This is a genomic window from Kitasatospora acidiphila (assembly GCF_006636205.1).
Lineage (GTDB): Bacteria > Actinomycetota > Actinomycetes > Streptomycetales > Streptomycetaceae > Kitasatospora > Kitasatospora acidiphila.
The window spans coordinates 4,686,879-4,707,162 of the sequence record NZ_VIGB01000003.1 but is presented as its reverse complement, the minus strand read 5'-3'; the positions used below and the strand labels follow the sequence as shown (position 1 = coordinate 4,707,162).

16 protein-coding genes and 1 pseudogene are annotated in these 20,284 nt (G+C 72.1%); 6 read left to right on the top strand and 11 right to left on the bottom strand.

Annotated elements, in window-relative coordinates; translation table 11 throughout:
- Nucleotides 1-61: 61 nt before the first annotated feature.
- Together E6W39_RS22235 and E6W39_RS22230 are read left to right on the top strand one after the other, a co-directional pair.
- Complete coding sequence (locus tag E6W39_RS22235) at nt 62-1,003, top strand: NAD-dependent epimerase/dehydratase family protein (RefSeq protein ID WP_141635017.1); 942 nt, start codon at nt 62-64, stop codon at nt 1,001-1,003.
- Nucleotides 1,004-1,044: 41 nt separating this feature from the next.
- Nucleotides 1,045-4,509 (top strand): aminotransferase class I/II-fold pyridoxal phosphate-dependent enzyme, encoded by a 3,465-nt coding sequence (locus E6W39_RS22230; protein ID WP_267286766.1) that lies wholly within the window; start codon nt 1,045-1,047, stop codon nt 4,507-4,509.
- 58 nt (nt 4,510-4,567) lie between these two features.
- On the opposite strand, the gene E6W39_RS22225 is transcribed toward E6W39_RS22230, so the two are convergent.
- The 7 genes and pseudogenes from E6W39_RS22225 to E6W39_RS22190 all read right to left on the bottom strand — a co-directional run bounded on the left by E6W39_RS22225 (nt 4,568) and on the right by E6W39_RS22190 (nt 11,922).
- Nucleotides 4,568-5,134 (bottom strand): toxin, encoded by a 567-nt coding sequence (locus tag E6W39_RS22225; RefSeq protein ID WP_141635016.1) that lies wholly within the window; start codon nt 5,132-5,134, stop codon nt 4,568-4,570.
- A gap of 13 nt (nt 5,135-5,147) precedes the next feature.
- Nucleotides 5,148-5,594, bottom strand: coding sequence for a helix-turn-helix domain-containing protein (locus E6W39_RS22220; RefSeq protein ID WP_141635015.1), 447 nt, complete (start codon nt 5,592-5,594; stop codon nt 5,148-5,150).
- Nucleotides 5,595-5,942: 348 nt separating this feature from the next.
- On the bottom strand, nt 5,943-7,127 hold the full coding sequence (locus E6W39_RS22215; protein ID WP_141635014.1) for an MAB_1171c family putative transporter: 1,185 nt from the start codon (nt 7,125-7,127) through the stop codon (nt 5,943-5,945).
- Nucleotides 7,128-7,263: 136 nt separating this feature from the next.
- The gene (locus E6W39_RS22210; protein WP_141635013.1) at nt 7,264-7,980 is read right to left on the bottom strand and encodes a WHG domain-containing protein; all 717 of its coding nucleotides are present in this window, start codon (nt 7,978-7,980) and stop codon (nt 7,264-7,266) included.
- A 330-nt stretch (nt 7,981-8,310) separates the two neighbouring features.
- Entirely contained in the window at nt 8,311-9,192 is an 882-nt protein-coding gene (locus tag E6W39_RS22205) for an alpha/beta fold hydrolase (protein WP_141635012.1), read from the bottom strand.
- Nucleotides 9,193-9,462: 270 nt separating this feature from the next.
- A pseudogene (locus E6W39_RS22200) lies at nt 9,463-10,903 on the bottom strand (pyridoxal phosphate-dependent decarboxylase family protein).
- A gap of 86 nt (nt 10,904-10,989) precedes the next feature.
- A complete protein-coding gene (locus E6W39_RS22190; protein WP_228718709.1) occupies nt 10,990-11,922 on the bottom strand; it encodes a helix-turn-helix domain-containing protein in 933 nt (310 codons plus the stop codon).
- 167 nt (nt 11,923-12,089) lie between these two features.
- On the opposite strand from E6W39_RS22190, the gene E6W39_RS22185 reads away from it, so the two are divergent.
- The gene (locus tag E6W39_RS22185) at nt 12,090-12,440 is read left to right on the top strand and encodes a cupin domain-containing protein (protein ID WP_220140250.1); all 351 of its coding nucleotides are present in this window, start codon (nt 12,090-12,092) and stop codon (nt 12,438-12,440) included.
- 10 nt (nt 12,441-12,450) lie between these two features.
- A complete protein-coding gene (locus tag E6W39_RS22180) occupies nt 12,451-13,536 on the top strand; it encodes a CapA family protein (protein WP_141635008.1) in 1,086 nt (361 codons plus the stop codon).
- Here the strand turns inward: E6W39_RS22180 and E6W39_RS22175 are convergent.
- Genes E6W39_RS22175 through E6W39_RS22160 form a run of 4 tightly spaced genes read right to left on the bottom strand, consistent with a single transcriptional unit; the run spans nt 13,511 to nt 17,457 of the window.
- Nucleotides 13,511-14,788, bottom strand: a complete 1,278-nt coding sequence (locus tag E6W39_RS22175; protein ID WP_141635007.1) for an ABC transporter permease — start codon at nt 14,786-14,788, stop codon at nt 13,511-13,513. The two genes, E6W39_RS22180 and E6W39_RS22175, sit on opposite strands and share 26 nt — an antisense overlap.
- Complete coding sequence (locus E6W39_RS22170) at nt 14,785-15,471, bottom strand: ABC transporter ATP-binding protein (RefSeq protein WP_141635006.1); 687 nt, start codon at nt 15,469-15,471, stop codon at nt 14,785-14,787. The genes E6W39_RS22175 and E6W39_RS22170 overlap by 4 nt, the downstream gene beginning before the upstream one ends.
- Complete coding sequence (locus E6W39_RS22165) at nt 15,468-16,844, bottom strand: efflux RND transporter periplasmic adaptor subunit (protein ID WP_228718283.1); 1,377 nt, start codon at nt 16,842-16,844, stop codon at nt 15,468-15,470. Before E6W39_RS22165 ends, E6W39_RS22170 begins: the two co-directional genes overlap by 4 nt.
- Nucleotides 16,828-17,457 carry a hypothetical protein gene (locus tag E6W39_RS22160; RefSeq protein WP_141635005.1) on the bottom strand — a complete coding sequence of 210 codons (630 nt, stop codon included), beginning with the start codon at nt 17,455-17,457 and terminating at the stop codon, nt 16,828-16,830. The genes E6W39_RS22165 and E6W39_RS22160 overlap by 17 nt, the downstream gene beginning before the upstream one ends.
- Before the next feature lie 217 nt (nt 17,458-17,674).
- On the opposite strand from E6W39_RS22160, the gene E6W39_RS22155 reads away from it, so the two are divergent.
- Both E6W39_RS22155 and E6W39_RS22150 read left to right on the top strand, forming a co-directional pair.
- Complete coding sequence (locus E6W39_RS22155; RefSeq protein WP_228718282.1) at nt 17,675-18,391, top strand: response regulator transcription factor; 717 nt, start codon at nt 17,675-17,677, stop codon at nt 18,389-18,391.
- The gene (locus tag E6W39_RS22150) at nt 18,381-20,273 is read left to right on the top strand and encodes an ATP-binding protein (protein WP_141635003.1); all 1,893 of its coding nucleotides are present in this window, start codon (nt 18,381-18,383) and stop codon (nt 20,271-20,273) included. Before E6W39_RS22155 ends, E6W39_RS22150 begins: the two co-directional genes overlap by 11 nt.
- The last annotated feature ends 11 nt before the right edge of the window (nt 20,274-20,284 follow it).

The following is a 20,284-nucleotide window of genomic DNA, read 5'->3' as shown; positions in this document are numbered from 1 at the left end:
CATTGCCCAGGGCGGGCCCGGTCCTGACAGAGTCTCATCGTTCTCGCGCTACTGTGCGCATGTGAGTCTTCAACTCGTCATAGGATTCGGGCCCGCCGGAGCCGCCACCGCTCGCCTGCTGGCCGGGCAGGGGCACTCGGTGCGGGTCGTCACCAGGTCGGGCGGCACCGCGGAGCCCGGCATCGAGCACGTCGCGCTGGACGCTACGGACAGCGCCCGACTGATCGAGGCCGCGGCGGGCGCGGCCTCGATCTTCAACTGCGCCTCGCCCCCGTACCACCGCTGGGCGAGCGACTGGCCGCCGCTGGCAGCGTCGGCCTGCGCGGCGGCCGAGGCGACCGGCGCTGTCCTCGTGCTGCTGGGCAACCTCTACGGCTACGGCCCGGTCGACGGCCCGCTGACCGAGGACCTGCCGCTCGCCGCCACCGGCACCAAGGGCCGGGTGCGCGCTGCCCTCTGGGAGCAGGCCCGGGGCCTCCACCAGCAGGGCCGGATCAAGGCCGTCGAGGTGCGCGCCTCGGACTTCTTCGGCCCCGGCGTGACCGACGGCGGCCACCTCGCCGCCCGCGTCATGCCGAAGCTGCTGCACGGCAAGCCGGTCTCCGCCCTCGGCGACCCGGACGTCCCGCACAGCTGGAGCTACCTGCCCGACGTGGCCGCCGCGCTGGCCGAGGTCGCCGGTGAAGAGCAAGCCTGGGGAAGCGCCTGGCACGTCCCGACCGAACCCCCGCACTCCACCCGGGAGATGGTGAACCGCCTGGCCGCCGAAGCCGGGACCGCCCCCGTCGCGGTGCGTCCCGTGCCGTCGGCCGTCCTGGGCGTGATGTCGCTGGTCTCGCCGCTGATCCGCGAACTCAAGGAGATCCGCTACCAGTTCGACCGCCCCTTCGTCATCGACTCCAGCGCGTACGAAGGCGAGTTCGCCCTCCGGGCCACGCCACTCGACGAGCAGATCGAGGCCACGGTGGCCTGGTGGCGCGCCAGAGTCGGCGGCGCGCGATGACAGCGAACGGCTCAAGACCCGACGACATCGCCATCGTCGGCATGGCCTGCCGGTTCCCGGGCGCCCGGGATCTGAACCAGTACTGGCGGCTGCTCACCGACCCGCAGCCGCAGTTCGGCAGCGTCCCCGACTCGCGGTGGCACAGCGCGGCCTTCCGCAGCGACAACATCCGTGACACGTCCGCTTCTTACACGGACACCATGGCGCTGCTGCCGGACGTCGGCCACTTCGACGCGGTGCACTACAACATCCCACCGCGCCGGGCCCGTTCGATGGACCCGCAGCACCGGCTGCTGATCGATCTGGCCCGCGAGGCGATCCAGGACGCGGGGTGGGAGGCCGAGGGGTTCGACCGCGAGGAGACCTCGGTCATCACCGCGCTCACCGAGAGCGGCTACCGCGAGATCAGCACCCTTCAACTCAGGATGCGCCAACTGGCCGGCGGCGAGTTCGGCGCCCGGCCGAGCGACCCGCAGTGGCTGGAGGCGGCCCGCGCCGTGGACGGGCTGCACGGCAGCTCGGTGGCCGGACTGCTGCTCAACATGGGCCCCAACACGGTCAGTTCGGTGCTGGACCTGCACGGCGAGAGCTATGCGCTGGACTCGGCGTGCTCCGGCGGGCTGATGGCCGTCGCCAACGCGGTGTTCGCGCTGCGGGCCGGCCGGTGCCGGATCGCGATCGCGGGCGGTGCCCAACTCAACCTCACCCCCGATCTGTTGGTGGGCCTCAGCCGGATCGGCGCACTCTCGCGCAGCGGCCGCTGCCAGCCCTTCGGCGCCGAGGCCGACGGCTTCGTGCTGGGCGAGGGCGCCGGGGTGCTGGTGCTGCGGCCGCTGGCCGACGCGCTGGCGGCCGGCGACCGGGTCTACGCGGTGCTCCGGGGCGTGGGCACCGCCAACGACGGGACGGTGGCCGGCGGTATGCATCCGCAGGCGGCCGGCCAACTGCGGGCGCTGCGGCGGGCGTACCGCGATGCGGGCCTGGCACCCGCCGCGGTGGACTACCTGGAGGCGCACGGCACCGGGACCACGGTCGGCGATCCGGTCGAGATCGGCGTGCTGCGCGAACTGCGCGGGGAGCAGGCCGCGCCCGCGTACCTGGGCGCGGTGAAGGCCGTGGTCGGGCATGCGCTCAATGCCGCGGGCATCGCCGGGCTGATCAAGACGGTCCTGGCCGTGCAGCGTGGAGTGATCCCGCCGCAGCCGGAGTTCGAGCCGGCCGACCGTGCAGCGCTGGACGACGCGCGGCTCACCATCCCGACCGCGCCGACCCCGTGGCCCGCCTCCGGGCAGCCGCGCCGGGCCGGCGTCAGCGCGTTCGGCTTCGGCGGCACCGGGGTTCACCTGGTCGTGGAGGAGTGCGCGGTTCCCGTGCCGGGGGCGGCGGCGGGTGCGGAGCCCGGGCCGCAGCTGCTGCTCGCCAGTGCCCGCGACCGTGGCGGACTCACCAGATACGCAAGGGAGTTGGCGCAGGCCCTCGCCGACGACCGGCTGCCGCTGGCCGCCGTCGCCGACACCCTGGCGCGCCGGGCACCGCTGGCCGAGCGGCTCGCCCTGGTGGCCCGGGACGCCGCCGACGCCATCGCCAAGCTGACCGCGGCGGCCGACGCCGTGACGGCGGGCCGCAGCGGCGAGCTCGGGCCGGGGCAGTGGGTTGGCTCGGGGCGGCTCGGCGAGCTGACGCGGCTTGGTGAGCTGGCCAAGGCCGCTGTCCCGGCGCCGAGTTCGCTGCCCGAGGCGGAACGCATGGCCGCGCTGACCCGGCTCGCCGAGCAGGCGGTCACCGGTGCCGGGCTGCGTCCGTCACCGGAGCGCATACCCCCGGTCACCCTGCCGCCGAGCCCGCTCGCCCCGCGCCGCCACTGGGCGGTGGACGAATCGGCCCGCGAAGCGACGGTACCCCGCCAACGCACCGCCGATTCGGCCCGCGAAGCGAACGTGCCCCGGCAGGCCGCAAGCCAATCGGCCCGCGTAGCGACCGCGCCCCGGCAGGCCACCGTGCCGCCAACTCGGGCCTCCGCAGCGGAGATCGTGCTCCGGGAGATCTCCCGGGTCGGCGTCTTCCCGCTCTCCGACCTCGACGAGCGGCTGACCCTGGTCGGTGACCTCGGCTTCGACTCCCTGATGCTGCAGGAGTTGGAGGTCAACATCACCAACCGCCTGCCGGGCGTCGACGCCGCCGAGCTGTTCTCCCCCGAGCTCACCATCGGGCAGCTGATCGCCCTGGCCGACCCGCGGCACACCGCACCGCTCGTCCCCGTGGTTTCCGTGCCCCGACAGCGCGGCACCGAGTGGGCGAGGGCGACCGCACGGGTCGACGACTTCCCCGAGGTGCGGCAGTTCGAGGAGCGGCTGAGCGCCATCACCGGCAGCGGCGCGGACTTCCCGTACTTCCGGGTCCACCAGGGCACCATCCGCGACACCACCGTGGTCGACGGCCGCGGCTACCTGTCCTTCGGCAGCTACAACTACCTCGGCCTGTCCGGCCACCCGGCCGTCAACGAGGCCGCGCAACGGGCCGTCGAGCGGTACGGCACCTCGGTCTCCGCGAGCCGAGTGCTCTCCGGGGAACGGGAGTTGACCGTCCGTCTGGAGCAGATGCTGGCCCGGTTCCTCGGCGTGCCGGACTGCCTGGCACTGGTGAGCGGCCACGCCACCAACGTCACCGCGATCGGGCACCTGGTCGGCGCCGGTGACCTGGTCCTGCACGACGCGCTCGCCCACGACAGCATCCTGCAGGGCTGCGCCCTGTCCGGCGCGGCGCGACGCCCGTTCGCCCACAACGACATGGAGCAGCTGGAGCACCTGCTGCGACTCAACCGCTCCCGGTTCCGCCGGGTGCTGATCGCCGTCGAGGGCGCCTACAGCATGGACGGCGACCTGGTGGACCTACCCGCCGTGATTGCTCTGAAGAAGCGGCACGGCGCGCTGCTGATGGTCGACGAGGCGCACAGCATCGGCACCGTGGGCCGACTCGGGCGCGGCGTCGGCGAGTTCTTCGACGTCGACCGGGCGGACGTGGACCTCTGGATGGGCACCCTCTCCAAGGCGTTCGCCAGCTGCGGCGGCTACCTGGGCGGTTCGGCCCGGATGGTGCGGTGGCTGCGGCACACACTGCCCGGCTTCGTCTACAGCGTGGGCCTGACCCCCGCCAACGCGGCCGCCGCGCTGGCCGCCACCGAACTGATCACCGCCGAGCCGGAGCGGGTGGCCGCGCTGCGGCGCAATGCGGAGTTCTTCCTCGGCCTGGCCGGGGCGGCCGGCCTGGCCACCGGCGCCAGCGCGGGCACGCCGATCGTGCCGTGCCTGCTCGGCGACTCGGCGCGCACGCTGCGGGTCGCGGACCGGCTGTACGAGCGGGGCGTCATCGCCGACCCGATCTTCCACCCCGCTGTCGAGGAGGGGCTGGCCCGGCTGCGCTTCTTCGTCACCAGTGAGCACCGCGAGGCGGACATCCGGCGGGCCGTGTCGGTGCTGGCGCAGGAGGTGATGGCGGTCCGGCGGTGACGTCTGTCCGGGGGTGACGTAGTCCGAGGGTGACGTCTGCCCGGGGGCCTCAGAACCGCTAGATCAGCGTTCGTTCGATCCGGCTGCGCATGGCGTCGCTTCCGGGGTCCGTACCGTCCCCGGTCCGCTCGGCCGGGGCGTCCGCGTCCGCACCCATCCGCTGCGAGAGCAGGTAGGCGATGATTTCCGCCTCCTGCTCCTGGACGTCGTCATAGGTCGCGCGCAGCAGCATGTCGCGCACGAGGTCGGGGTCGAGGTCGGGGAAGAGCAGCCGGGCGCTCGCCTCGTCCAGCCCGCCCGCCCCGCGATGGCAGCAGATGATGTGACCCAGCTCGTGCAAGATGATGTGCTCCTGATGCGCGCCGGTCGTGTTGGCGTCGTAGAAGATGAGGTCCTCGTCGCGGGCGGCGACCCACATGCCGCACGGGTGCGAGGCGGGCATCGGCATCGGGACCAGCAGGATCGGCCGCTGGCGGATCTCGCCGAGGTAGGCGCAGAGTTCGGCCACGTCGGCGGCCTCCGGCAGGCCCAGCTCGGCGATCCGCCGGGCACCGGCCTTGCGGAGCTTCTTGAGCTGGCTGCGGCGGGCCTGGCGGGCCGTCCAGCCGCTTCTGCTGCCTATCACCGCCGCGGTCTCCTCACTCGGGCTCCGCGCCGTCGGTGACCGGCGGCAGGCCCTGCATCTCGCGGTACTGGTCCATGATCGCCGTGATGGCCTGGAGGTTCTCCTTCCTCATCCCGGCCGCCCGCATCGCCACCGCGCGCACGCCGGCCTGCCGCAGCGCCTCGATGGCGGCGACCTGGCTGAGCACCGACTCGGCAACCTGGTCGTCGAAGAAGTAGGCCACCGACACGCCGAAGAACCGCGCCAGGGCGGTCAGCAGGTCGGGGGTGGGGTTGCAGCGCTTGCCGGTCCGCAGCTGGGACAGGTAGACGCCGCCGACCTTGAGATCGGGGTTGAGGAGCTTCAGCTCCTCGGCGACCTCCGCGTTGGTCCAGTGCTTGCCCTTGGGGCGGACCGTCTTGAAGAGGTCGTCCAGACGCACCGCCAGCATCGGGCGCTCGTCAGTCTCGGACTCGGACATCCAGGTCTCCCCCGTCAACCTCCCTGGTATAGCCCTTGGCTATCCGTCAGTTTCGCAGATTAACTGCCAGTTGACAATCAAGCCGGACTCCGACACGGTGGACCTTGCCGATAGCTGTCAGCTAACTCCGCTCACGGGGGTAGCCGAGTTGGTTGTCAGTCGCATCGGCCTGCGCTCGGCAGTCGGGGGACGGTCCGAGCCCGGGTCGGACGGGGCACGTCCCCGTCCGACCGACAGAGGAAAACGGGGGGACGAGGGGGAACCCGGGGAAACCTGGGGGCCCAGGGGAAACCCTGGGAAATGAGAAACCCGCCCGGTCTGACGGGGGTACAGACCGGGCGGGAGCTCTCAACTTGTGCCGCCCAGCTTACGGTAGGCAACCGCGACCTTGCTCAACCAGGCGACTTCCGCAGTGAAGTTGTCGGTGTCGCGGTCCTCGAAGTCGGCGGCGTCCTTGTTGTCATCCGGGATGCTGCCGATCTGCTTGGCCCGCAGCGCCTGATGGATCTGCGCCGCCTCCGCGAAGGCCTGCCGGGACTCGTCGGCGTTGGTCGCAGCGTCGGCGTCGGTCACACCACTGCCGCTGGTCGCGCGGTCGATATCGCTGTTGGTCGCGCGGTCGATGTACGGGCGCAGATCCCGCCAGCCGTCCCGTATCTCCACCACCCGGCGGTGCAGCCGGTAGTTGAGGTCGGAGACCCTGACTCGCGGCGGCTCCAGGGCGATGTCCGGCGACGACTCGTACAGGTCCCGCCAGAGCGGGTAGAGCACCCGGTAGGCCCGGTAGCTGCGCGCCCACTCCAGCAGCCTCGCCGCCGCGGTGCCCCACGAGGAGACCGTCAGGCTCAGCGACAGCATGACGATCCCCACCGCGCTGAGCACCGAAGCGGCCAGCTGCCAGACGCCGATGTCGACCCCGCACGCGAGGGTGAGGATGTTCACCGTCCGGGCCGTGCAGTAGAGGAAGAGCAGCACCGCGGCCACCGAGAGCAGCCGCAGCGCCTGCCGCAGCGACGGCGAACCCGCCACCCCGGCGTAGGCGCGGACCTGTCGGAAGATCGTCACGCACGGCACCGCCTGCGACACGATGAAGACCAGCAGGTAGGTGAGCAGCAGCGGGCGGCTGCTGCCGTTGAAGTCGTCGGCCGGCCGGTTCGGACCGTCCGCGGCGAAGAACAGCGCCACCAGCAGCACGCAGACGACGCTGCCGGCGATCAGCCAGTACCGGGACTGCCGGGCTGCCACCTCGGCGTCGCTCGCCCAGCGCAGCAGGATGATCTGCGCGCTGACGCAGAACGCCACCGCCGACACGTGCATCACCAGGATGGCGAGGTTGCCAACGCCCAGGAAGCTCCTGCTCCCCGTGGCGACGGCACCCATCGTGAAGGTGAGGCACTGCAGCACCAGGGTGACCACCAGGGTGCGGTAGGCACTGTCGCGTCGGCTGCCCCGCACCTGGCAGAGGCGGTAGACGAGCGCGGCGTACGACGACAGTGCGGAGATGGTGAAACAGAGGGATCTTGTGGTGTTCACGGCCTGATTCCCCGTCACTGCCGGGGTGCGGCGGACGGTGTGGGGCTAGTGGGTGGGGCTAGTGGGTGGGACTGCTGATCGGTGGTGTTGCTGCTCGGTGGTGTTGCTGCTCGGTGCCAGCCGGTGTCAGCCGGTGTCAGCCGGTGGCGGTCTCGCCGAGCGGGACCTCGAGGCCGATGCCCTCGGCCGCCACGGCGATGGCGAAGTCGAAGAAGGCGGACTCGTCGCGGACGCTGTCATGGGTGCGGCTGAAGACCTGGAACACCAGCAGCCCGACCAGGCTGCTCCACAGCACGATGCCGCGCTCGACGACGTCCGCGAACGGCGCCCCGGGCACCCCGCCGAAGAGCTGCACGGCCTCCGGCAGCAGCAGCGAATCCTTGGTCAACTGGCGCTTGGGCGGCGTCAGTTCACCGGCCTCCAGGGCTGCCCGGACGATTCCGGCCAGCACGGCGGGCGTCCGGGAGGCGGGCGGCACGGTGTCCTGCGGCGCGTGGTAGCCGGGGACCGGCGAGCCGTAGACCAGCGTGAACTCGGCCGCGTTGGCGAACGACCACGCCCGCAGCGCCCGAGTCACTGCCAGCAGCCGGGCACCCGCCGACGCGCCGGCCGCCACCGCGCCCTGGTCGGCGTGCTCCATCGCGGCGCCCGACTCGTTGTAGGCGTCGATCAGCAGGGCGGTCAGCAGCTCGTCCCGGTGCGGGAAGAGGTCCCGCACCTGGGCGACCGTCAACCCGCCTTCGTCGGCAACGCCTTCCAGGGTCAGGCCTGCTGCGCTCACCTTCGCCAGCAGTTGGCGTGCCGCGCCCTTGACGGCGGTTGCGTCGGCGGCGGTTGCTCCGGAAACATCCATGGGCCAAACCGTACCTGCCAACCCAAACGCCGTTCGAGGGGCTCAGCCCTATGGGGACGACCCACACGGCCCGGGGACGCCGCTCAGACGGCGTGAGCCGCCCAGCCGGCGCGGGCCGCCCAGCCGGCGCGGGCCGTTCTGACGGTGGGAGCCGTTCAGACGGTGGGAGCCGCCCGGCGGTGGCAGCCACTCAGGCGATGCGTAGGCTTCACCAAGGCAACGCGAGCCGCCCAAGCGGACCGGGGCATCACCCACGGCCCGGGCCATCACCCACACCGCCCGGGGCGTTGCCCACACCGCCCACGGCGTCGCCCAAGCGGCGCGAGCCGCTCAGGCCGTGTGGGCCTCGATGGCGCCGATGAGCTGCGGCCAGAGCGGGCGGGGGCGGTCGTGGCCCATGTCCGGGAGCAGCAGCAGCTTTGCTCCGGGCACCAGTTCGGCGGTGCGCTTGCCGCCGCTCGGGTCGATCAGGCTGTCGTCCAGGCCGTGGATCACCAGCGTCGGCACCTTGAGTTCGCGGAGCGCATCCGCCCGCGAGCCGCCGAGCGTGGCGGCCCCGAGCTGGCGCCCGACCCCGGCCGGGTAGTACGCGCGGTCGTAGCTCCGGGCCGCCAGGTCGCGCAGGACCGCCGGGTCCCCGTAGCGCCTGGACGCCCACACCAGGTCGCGTTCCGCCGCCGCGATGAACCCCTCGCGGTCCGCCGGCCGCGGTGCGGCGATCGCCGCCTGCGCCTCGGGGGTGGCCTTGCCGTACTCGGGCTCGCCGGTCGACGACATCATCGAGGTCAGCGTCAGCACCCGCTCCGGCCGACTGATCGCCATCACCTGGGCGAGCATCCCGCCCACCGACGACCCCACCACATGCGCCCGCTCGATCCCCAGCGCGGTCAGCAGGTTGAGGCCGTCGTCGGCCACCTCCTGGATCGTGTACGGCACCAGGGCGGACGCGGCCGCGATCTCGCCCGCGCTCACCAGTGCCATGAACTGCCCGACATCGACCGGGTGCTCGTCGAACCTGGTGGACAGCCCGCAGTCCCGGTTGTCGTAGCGGATCACATACCGCCCCCGCCCGGCGAGCTCCCGGCACAGTGCCTCGTCCCACCCGAGCATCTGGGCGCCCAGCCCCATCACCAGCAGGACGGCCGCGTCCCCCGGGTCCCCGAACGTCTCGTAGGCGATGGACACTCCAGGGGACACGTCAGCAATCGGCATGGGTGGAGCATTACATGACGAATCGTCGTAATGCACCCGATTAATGGCTCGCATTAGGTCCAGTCGGCCGCCAAGACCCGCCGCCTGACCGTTCAGTGCAGCCTCAACGCACCTCAAGGCACCTCAAGGCACCTTAATGCCCCCCATTAACCTAATGCGCATTATTAATCGCGCCCCAGTCGCCACCAGCCTCCACCCACCGCCACTAATCGCCCTCATTAATCGCATCCATTAATTTCCCGCATTAATCGCCCTCATTACCCGCCCTCATTACCCGCCCTCCCCCAAGCGCGCCACGGCCCGCTCCAGCGCCGCCGCCGTCCGCTCGACGTCCGCCTCGGTGGTCCGCCAGTTGCTGAACGCCGCCCGCAGCGCGGGTTGCCCGGCATACCGGGTCGGCGTGACGAAGGCGTCCCCGGCCAACTCCGTGGCGAGCGCGGCGAGTCGCTCGGCGGTGGGGTCCGCCGCCAGCGTGAAGCAGACGACGTTCAGCCGCACCGGCGCGAGCAGCCGCAGCCCCGCCATCCCGGCCACCGCCTCCCCCAGCGCCCGGGCACCTGCCACGCAGCGCTCGACGATCTCCGCGTGGCCGGCCCGCCCGTACGCCCGCAACGTGAACCAGGCGGCGAGCGCGCGCAGTCGGTGCGAGTTCTCCGGCGTCAGATGCACCAGGTCGGGGTCCTCGCCCAGGGGCCCAGGTAGGCGGCCGCGTTCTGGAACACCCGCGCCTGCAGGTCGCGGCGGCGGGTGAACTGCACCGCGCTGTCATACGGCACGTTGAGCCACTTGTGCAGGTCCACGCAGACCGAGTCGGCCAGGTCCAGCCCGGCCACCAGCTCCGCGTGCTCCGGCACCAGCGCCGCGAAGGCGCCGAACGCCGCGTCCACGTGCAGCCAGAAGTCGTAGCGCTCGCGCAGCGCGGCGATCGCCCGCAGGTCGTCGAAGTCCACCGTGTTCACCGTGCCGGCGTTGGCCACCACCACGCACGGACCGCCCGCCTCGGCCAACGCCCGCTCCAGCGCGGCCACATCCACCGCCTCCCGGCCCGGCAGCGCGGCCACCGGCGTCAGCGCCGCGCGCCCCAGCCCCAGCACCGACAGCGCTTTGGCGACGCTGGAGTGCGCGTTCCCCGACAGCACCCGCACCCGCCCCAGCGCACCGACCCCGTCCTCGGCCACATCGACGCCGAGCCGCTCGCCCAGCCACTCCCGGGCGACCGCCAGCCCCACCGTGTTGGACATCGTCGCGCCGCTCACGAAGGTGCCGCTGTGCGCCTCCGAGAGCCCGAACAGCTCGCGCAGCCAGCCGACCGTCTCCCGCTCCAGCTGCTGACCGGCCGGGTCCAGCGCGGAGTTGGAGTTCTGGTCGACGGTGGCGGTCAGCCAGTCGCCGGCCAGCGCCGCCGGGGTCGCGCCACCGGTGACGAACCCGAAGTAGCGCGGCCCGGCACTCGCCGAGAGCCTCGGCTGCCAGCGCTCGCCGAACTCCGTGAGCGCCGCCCGCACCCCGCCACCCAACCCGCCGCCCTCCCCGCCAGCGGCACCGAGCCCGCCTGCTCCCCCGCCTGCTCCCCCGCCCGCTTCCCCGCCTGCTCCGCCTCCGGAATCACCGCCCGCTCGTCCAGCCCCGCCAGGAAGGCCACGGCCTGCTGCCGCACCTCCTCCAGCAACGCGGGCAAATGGTTGAGATCGGCGGCGAGTTCAGGGTGCACGGGTGGCCTCCAAAGATCGACTAGGCCCAAGGCTAGCCACCGGCCCGTCCGGCTGTCCCGGTCCAATTCCGCCCGAGTGGCATGCCCTACGCCCGGAACGCTCGGCGGTAGGCACCCGGCGTGGTCCCCAGCGCCCCCAGGAAGCGCCGGCGGAGGTTGGTGGCCGAGGAGAGGCCCACGCGGCGGGCGACGGCATCCAGCGGGAGGTCGGAGGACTCCAGCAACTCCCGGGCCGCGGTGATCCGTTGCACGAGCAGCCAGTGCCCCGGACTGGTGCCGAGCTGCTCGTCGAACCGCCGGGCCAGGGTGCGCGCCGAGACGCCCGCGTGCGCCGCCAGGTCCGCGACTGCCAGCGGCTCCCCGAGCCGCCCGGTGGCCCAGTCCAGCAGCGGCGCGAGCGAGCCGTCCAGCTGCCCCGCGTTCGGGGGCGCTGAGTACTGCAACTGCCCGCCCTCGCGGTGCGGCGGCATCACCATGCTCCGCGCGACCCGGGCCGCGTACCCGGCACCCTGGTCGACGCGGACCAGGTGCAGGCACAGGTCGATGCCGGCCCCCGCGCCCGCGCTGGTGGCCACCTCACCGTGGTCCACGTACAGCACATCCGGGTCGACCTGCACCGCCGGGAACTCCTCGGCCAACTTCCCTGCCGTGGCCCAGTGCGTGGTCGCCCGCCGCCCGTCCAGCAGCCCGGCGTGCGCCAACGCGAACGCGCCGGAGCAGATGCTCACCACTCGCGCCCCGCGCTCCAGCGCACGCCGCAGCGCCTCGACCACCGCGTCCGAGGGCGGCCGTTCGACTGGCAGCCAGCCCGGGACGATCACGGTGTCCGCCCGTCGCAGCGCGTCCAACCCCTCGGCCACCAGCATCTCGTAGCCCGCGAGCGTGGCCACCGGGCCGGGCTGCTCCGTGCACACGCTGAACGCGTACCGCGCCGGCACCCCAGGGCGCTCCAGCCCGAACACCTCGGCCGCGCAGGCTAGTTCGAACGTCGACTGCGGCGGGCGAACCAGTGCCACCACTCGATGCACGTCACAAACCCCCTGCCAGATCCCCAGATCCCCAGATCCCAAGGCCCCAAGTCCCAAGTCCTGAGATCCCCAAACCCCAAGATCCCCTGTCAGAAAAGTACTCGCTGATGTCTTTCCTGACACTCGGCCGCACAGCCGTGGTCCGCCAAGCTGACCTCATGACGACCAAGACCACCAACACCCCGGAACCGAACGCACTCGCCTTCACCTGGTCCCACGTCCAGGACGCCCCGATCCGGGAGCTGTTCCCCGGCATCCGCCTGCGCCCGCTGTGGCGCGGGGACGACGGCGCGACGGCCCACGTCCTGGAGATGGACCCGAACACCTGCTGGCAGGGCACCGACGTCCACGAGCCGGGCCCCGAGGAGGTGTTCGTCCTCTCCGGCACCTTCAACGACGGCCACCGCGACTACCCCGCCGGCACCTTCATCCACTGCCCCGCCGGCTCCTCGCACGTCCCACAGACCACCACCGGCTGCACCCTGTTCGTCCTCTACCCGGAGGGCTGACCATGGCGGGATGGAGTTCACCGTGGTCGCCGGCGGCGACGTCCTGATCCATCCCCCGCTGATCGAGCAGGCCGCCCTCGACGCCGAGGCCACCGGCACCGGCACCGGCACCGGCACCGGCACCGGCACCGGCGGATTCGACTTCGGGCCGATGCTGGCCGGACTGCGACCGGCGGTCTCCCGGGCCGACCTCGCGATCTGCCACCTCGAAACACCACTCGCGGCAGCCGAGGGACCGTTCCTGGGCTTCCCGCGCTTCGCCGCCCCACCGCAGCTCGCCACGGCCCTGGCCGACCTGGGCTTCCACAGCTGCTCGACGGCGTCCAACCACGCGCTGGACCAGGGCGAAACCGGTGTACGCCGAACCCTGGACGCCCTGGACGCCGCCGGCCTGCGGCACAGCGGCTCGGCCCGCAGCCAGGCGGAGGCGGACCGGCCGAACATCATCGACGTCAACGGCGTCCCGGTCGCCCACCTGTCATACAGCTACGGCTTCAACGGCCGGGTCCGGCCAACGGACCGGCCGTGGCTGGCCAACCTGATCGGCGACCGCACCTACGACGAGGTCCACCGCGCGCGTCGGGCGGGCGCCGAGGTGGTGATCCTCAGCCTGCACTGGGGACGGGAACACCATCACCAACCCAGCCCGCGCCAACTCTCCTTGGCCGCGGAACTGACCTCCGCACTCCCGATCGACCTGATCCTCGGCCACCACACCCACGCCGTCCAGCCATGCGAACGGGTCAACGGCACCTGGGTGGTCTACGGCCACGGCAACCTCCTCGCCCGGCATCGCACCCCGCGCGGCACCACCGAGGAGGGCCTGCTCTCCCGCACCCGTTTCACCCGTGCCGACGGCTCCTGGCACATCCGGCACCTGACCGTCACCCCCACCCTCATCGACCTCACCACCCCCATCCGCGCCATCGACCTCACCACCGCCCTCGCCGACCCCGCTCTCCCACCCACTCGCCGCCCCCACTACACCCGCGCCTACCACCGCACGCGCACCATCGACCTCTCCCACAACCCCACCCCCTCGGCCTGGCACCCGCCGTCTCGCCGGCCGATCAGGTCGAGGCCAGCGCCTCGGTAGGGGTGAGCCGTGAGGCGCGGATCGACGGGTAGACGCCTGCCACCACGCCGACCACGACCGCCCCGCCGATGCCGCCGAGCAGCACTTGGAGCGGGATGACCAGTGGCCAGCCTTGCGAGGTGGCGTAGCCGAAGGTCACGAGGGCGCCGATGGCAGTGCCGGCGACACCGCCGAGCCCGGACAGCGCCACCGACTCGGCGAGGAACTGACCACGGATCTGCCCTCGGTTGGCGCCCAGTGCCCGGCGCAGTCCGATCTCCTTGCGCCGCTCCAGCACCGAGATGACCATGGTGTTGGCCACGCCGATGCCCCCGACCAGCAGGGCCACGCCCGCGAGGCCGAGGAACAGCGCGGAGAAGGCGGTCTGGGTCTCCCGTTTCGCGGCAAGCGCGTCGGAGGGCCGACTGACCTGCACCAGGCCCGGCTGCTGTGGATCGATGGTGGCGGGCATCACCGCGCGGACCGCTTCGATCTGTGACTCCCGGGATTGGACGTAGATCACGGTGGGATTGCCGTTGAAGCCCAGCTGGGCCTTCGCGGCGTCCCAGCCGACCAGTACCGAGTGGTCGATGTCCGGAGCCAGCGGCACGGGAGCGAGGATCCCGATGACGGTGAACCAGTGGTTGTCGATGTAGACCTGCGGGCCGGGTCGATCGGTCGGCAGAGTGGTGATGCCGAGTCGGGAGGCGGCCGCGGAGCCCAGCACCGTGGTGGGGAACCGCTCGGTGGCCGCGTCCAGGAAGCGGCCCGACTGGACCTTGCCGTTGATCGCCTGCAGCAGGTTCAGTTTGCCGGCCAGTACGGCGAGGCCGGTGTCGTTGTCGGGGTCGACCTTGTCAGAGCGTGCGACGACGGTGTTGGTGTTGGCGACCGCACTGGCGACGGTCACCGGGCCGATCCGGGCGACCATGTCCGGCGATTCGGGCGGGAAGACCACCGGAGGATTCTGGCCGGGGTCGGCCGTAGCCTGCAGCATGTTGGTGCCCAGCGCCGACAGCCGCTCCAGCAGGGCCTCCTGGCTGGACGCCGGAATGCCCATGACGATGATCATCGTGGCGATGCCGATGGAGATGCCCAGGGCCGACAGCGCCGCACGCGCCTTCCGGGTGCGGATGCCCAGCAGTCCGAGGCCGAGAACGTCGGCCGGGGCCAACCGCACCGGCTTGGTCCGGTTCGCGACGGACTTGTGCGTGCCGCCGCGGCCAGTGCCGTCGCGGTGAGAACCGCTGCGATGAGTGCCGCCGTTGCTCATGCGCCGGCCCCGGTACGGCCGTCGGACACCAAGCGCCCGTCCAGGATCTCGATCTGACGGGGCATCAGTTCAGCTATGCCGCGGTCGTGGGTGATGATCGCGATGGTGGTTCCCTCGTCGTTCAGCTTGGTCAGCAGCGCCAGGACCGCTCTGCCGTTGGCCGTGTCCAGGGCGCCGGTGGGCTCGTCCGCGAGCACCAGGGCAGGCTCGTTGACCAGCGCCCGGGCGATCGCCACCCGCTGCCGCTCGCCGCCGGAGAGCTGGTGCGGCAGGTGCCCGACACGGTGTGCCAGGCCGACCCGGCCGAGCGCTTCCAGTGCCATCGGGCCCCGTCGGCGGCGCGGCACTCCGGCGTAGAGCAGCCCGGTGGCCACGTTCTCCACGGCGCTGAGGCCGTCCGTGAGGTGGAACTGCTGGAACACGAACCCCAGCCAGCGTCCGCGCAGCGCGGACAGTCGGCGGTCGGAGAGCTGCGCGATATCGTGGCCGCCTATCTCCACGGTGCCGCTGGTCGGCCGGTCCAGGGTGCCCATGATGTTGAGCAGGGTGGACTTTCCCGAGCCGGACGGTCCGAGGATGGCCAGCAGTTCGCCCTCGTCGATGGTCAGCGAGACGTCGTCCAGGGCCTTGACCCCGCCCGGATAGGCCATCCCGGCCCCGCGCACCACTAGCACCGGCGTCATGCGGCGGTCACCACTTGGGTGCCCGCAGTGATGCCGTTGCCGGTGATCGCCACCATGCCCTTCGCGAACATGCCGGTCTGCACCGCCACCAGCCCGCCGCTGCCCGTGAGTTGCACGGCGTAGCCGCCGCCGCTGAGGGCGAGGAGCGCGCCGACCGGAACGGCCAGCACTCCGGTCGCGGTCGCCGACACGAAGGCCACCTGGACGGTGGCCGAGTCGAAGTCCTTCACCGTCGAGGGGTCGTCGATGGCCACGGTCACATCGACCGTGGGCGGGCCGCCCGGCCCGGCGCCCGCAGCGGAGTTGCTTGCGGCGTTTCCTTTGACGGCGGTGCCGACACCGCTGACCGTTCCCGGTGTCGTCGAGCTGTCGGGCAGGCTGATGGTGACCTTGTCGCCCTGCTTGATCGAGCCGACGTTCGCCGGATCCACGGGCACGGTCACCACCTTGTCGGTCGGCGTGACCGACATCAGTGCCTCCGCCCCCTGCTCACCGAGCTGGGTCTGCAGGGCGCCGATCCGGATCGCGCCGGGCAGCACCACCACATCGCCGATGCCGAGACTTCCCGTCTGCGGCAGTCCGACAGCCTTCTGCCAACGCTTGATCGCAGCGATCAGGGAACCGGTGACGACCCCGTCGCCCGATTCCACCGTGGTCTGGGTCGGCGCGGCCGGCGCACCGGCTGCGGCGGTCGGGCTGGTTGGAGCAGTCGGAGCAGTCGGGGCGGCTGGAGCCCTGGTCGGCCCGCCGCTGGGCGCACCCGTGCTGCTCCCGCCGGCCGGAGCCGCCGTCCCTCCCCCGTCCTTCGGCGACAGCGCACTGCCGCCGGGTGCCGGGTCGGCAGCGGGCTGGGTGATCACGCTGCCGACTTTCGGCTGCGTTCCCACGTCGTAGCCGAGAGCCTGCAGGTTGCTCGCGACCACCTGGACGTCCCGGCCCACCAGGCCGGGCTTGTCGAGGGGCCGGAACAGCGGGGTGCCGCCGTAGAAGAGCGGCACCGGCTGGTCGTTCACCCGGTACAGCTGCTGGCCCCTGGTCACGGTGGTTCCGGCGGCGGGGAGCGCGGTGATGATGCCCTGCTTCGCGCCCGTCAAGGTCTGCGCCGTGCCGAACCCCAGGGTGCCGCTCATGGTCTGAGTGTTCGACAGGTCCGTCTTGACCACGGCGACCGTGTGCACCTGCGCGCCGCTGCTCGCGGCTGCGTGCGGCTTCTGCCGGCTGCTCAGCCCCACCGCGCTCGCTGCTCCGATGCCGAATGTCACGGCAAGGGCGACGATCACGGCCACGCGCCGCCTGCGGGTTCGCCGCGGGGGTGGATCGGTGGCGGGGACGTCGTCGATGTCGGCGTTCCCCGCGTCAGTGCCCGCTGCCACTGAATGCCTCCATCTTGCAGGTCTGTATCACCTGTTCCTGTTGCGGCTGGGGCATCGTGGGCTGCCCGTCGTAGCTCCACCCGCTGTCCCCGCTGCCCGGGGTGCCATAGGCCTTGACCTTCAACCCCTTGCCGTTGATGCAGTTGACCCAGGCGCTGAAATCGGCGCCGTAGTTCGGGTTGAGTTTCGGATCCGTCTGCGGCGGCGGCAGCGGCATCTTGGACTGGCAGGCCGCCTCAGCGGCCTTGGGGATGGCAGCGCCCGGCGGCGGCATCTTGTGCATGGGCTGTCCGGCCGGGGCGATCCCGCCCGTCAGGGGGACTCCGTTGGCGCCCAGGCAGGCGTAGTAGGCGTCCCAGAGCTGGCCGTCGCGCGCAGGGCTGTCGTCCAGCCGCTCCTGGGGGCGGTCGGCGGTGGAGGCGGGGACGGGGCGCCCGAGGCCGCGCTCGCCCCGGGGGCCGGGTCGCCGCCGGTCGCGGGGGCCGGGTCGCCGCCGGTCGCGCCGGTCGCGGGGGCTGCGCCCGCGGCGGGCGAACTCGGAGCCGCGGCGCTCGGCAGCGAGGCCACGCCGGCGCCGGGTGCGCTGCTCCGCGTACCCGAGCCGGAACCGCACGCCGTCAGCGCACCCAGGGGGAGCACCAGAACGGCGGAGAGCACCGCGGTCCGCAGCAGCCGGCGGTCCCGACGCTGGGGGCGATCATCAGTTGACTTCGGCATGGCTGCGATGATCGCCAATGGATGTTTGGAACCTGTCAGGATGTCTTTCGATTCTGATGACGTGGCCTGCCGGCCCCATCTGATGGCAGCTCACGCCCCATATGATCGAAAGGGTGAGCGCATATGTCCTGGTGGCCGAGGACGACCCGAAACAGGCCGAGCTCATCCGCCGCTATCTGGAGCTGGAGGGCCACACCGCCGCCGTCGTCCACGACGGACGCGCGGCGATCGACGAGGTCCGGCGACGTGAACCGGACCTGCTGATCGTCGATGTGATGATGCCCCGGGTGGACGGCCTGGACGTGTGCCGCATCCTGCGCCGCGAGTCCGAACTCCCGATCCTGGTGCTGACCGCCCGGTCCGCCGAGGACGACCTGCTGCTCGGACTCGACCTGGGCGCCGACGACTACATGACCAAACCGTTCAGCCCCCGTGAGCTCATGGCCCGGGTGCGTGTCCTGCTCCGGCGCTCGCAGCGGGCGCAGCGCAGGGCGCCGGCCGACCCGGTGCTGCGGGTCGGCGAGCTCACGGTGGACCCCGACCGCCACGAGGTCCGCGTCGCCGGCACCCTGGTGCCGTGCACGCCAGGGGAGTTCGAGCTGCTCCGCACCCTGGCCGCACACCCCGAGCAGGTCTTCAGCCGGGCGCAACTACTGGGCGGCACCGGCGGGTTCGGGCAGTACATATCCGAGCGCACCATCGACGTGCACATCATGAACCTGCGCAGGAAGATCGAACCCGACCCGAGGCACCCGGTGCGGCTGCTGACCGTCTTCGGAGTCGGCTACAAGCTCACCGACGGCACGGGCGGACGCCACTGTGCGCCGTAGGGTACCGCTGCGCAAGAGCCTGCTGGTCCGGCTGCTGGCCGCCTCGATCCTGGTCGCCGTGTGCTCGGTCGCCGCCACCGCCTGGCTGGCGGTGAACACCACGTCGCAGGAGATCCAGCAGGAACAGGTCCAGACCCTCTCCGGCGACGCCGGCATCTACGAGACCCTGCTCGGCTTCGCCGCGACCCACCAGAACTGGGACGGCATCGGCCCCGTGCTGGCGGACCTGACGAAGCGGACGGGCCGTCACATCGCGCTGACCGACCAGAGCCGCCGACCCATCGGCGGTTCCGCCGCCCCGCACGCGTCGCCGGTCCCGTCCAAGGCGTCGGCGGTGATCGACCCGCTCGACGTGGACCAGACGCTGGCACCCAACAGCGGCACCACCCGCATCGACCCGCGCGCCGTCGGGCCGTTCGCCCTCTCCGCCGAAGAACGCACCCAGCTGCGCTCTGCGGCCGGCGCGACCGCCGACTGCCTGCGCACGCGCGGATTCGCCGCCGAGACCGGCACCGACCCCAGCGGCCGACCGAACGTGACCGTCGCCGGGCTCGCCCCCGACGACGGCACCTCCGCGACCTGCGGCCTCCCTCGGCTCTCCGCTCCCACCCCGACCGAGCAGCAGGCTCTGAGCAGGCTCGGCGAGTTGGTCGACGCCTGCCTGTCGCCCGAGGGGCTGGGGCCGGTCAAGCTCGGAATCGGCCCCAGCGGGGTGGTGCCGAGCCCCCGGGTGCAGAGCCCCGGGACGCCCTCCCCCGGTACCGTCATCCCGCCAAGCCCGGCTGTCGCTCCCGCGGTCACGCCCACCCCGCTGCCGAACCCGGATGCCGACCGCGCCGATCAGGCCGTGGCAGCCTGTGTCGACTCCAGCCGTCGTCAGCAACTCGCTCCCTATGTCGCTCCCGCCGCACTGCTGTTCATCAGCGATAGCAACGGAACCACCATCCCCGCCTTCCACCTGACCCGAGCCGGAGCCCTGCGCATCGCCGGCGTCACCGGCCTGGTCCTGGCCCTCACGGTGGCGCTCTCGGTCCTCCTCGCCACCCGGCTGGTCCGGCCGCTGCGCGCGCTGACCGACGCCGCCCAGCACCCCACCGAACCGCACGCCCGCGTCCCGGTGACCGGCAACGACGAAATCGGCTACCTGGCCGCCGCGTTCAACGACCTCTCGGAGCGCCGCGAGCGGATCGAGGAGCAGCGCAAGGCGATGGTCAGCGATGTCGCGCACGAACTGCGCACGCCGCTCAGCAACATCCGCGGCTGGCTGGAGGCCACCCAGGACGGCGTGGCCACCCCTGACCTGGCACTGATGGCGTCGCTGCTGGAGGAGGCGCTTCTGCTTCAGCACATCATCGACGATCTGCGAGACCTGGCGGCGGCCGACGCGGACAGCTTCCGCCTGCACCGCGAGCCGGTCCGGATCGCCGAGCTCCTCGACCAGGTCGCCGAGGCCCACCGAGCCCGGGCCGAGGCCGCCGGCGTGCTCCTGAGCGTGCTGCCCACGGACGGGGAAGCCGAGTTGGTGGCCGACCCGGTGCGGCTGCGCCAAGCCGTCGGGAACCTGGTGGACAACGCGGTGCGGCACACGCCGCGCTGTGGGAGCGTCACGGTCGCAGCCGGCCCGGTGGGCGAGGAGCTGGTCATCGAGGTGACGGACACCGGCACGGGTATCGGCCCTGATGAACTGCCCCACGTCTTCGACCGGTTCTGGCGTGCCGAGAAGTCCCGCAGCCGGCAGACCGGCGGCAGCGGCCTGGGGCTGGCCATCGTGCGCCAGCTCGCGCACGCCCACGGCGGCACGGTGACCGCGGCCAGCCGGCCCGGTGAGGGCTCGGTCTTCACCCTGCGGCTGCCGAGAACGGACGGAACCACTGCGGGCTGACCACCCGGGCG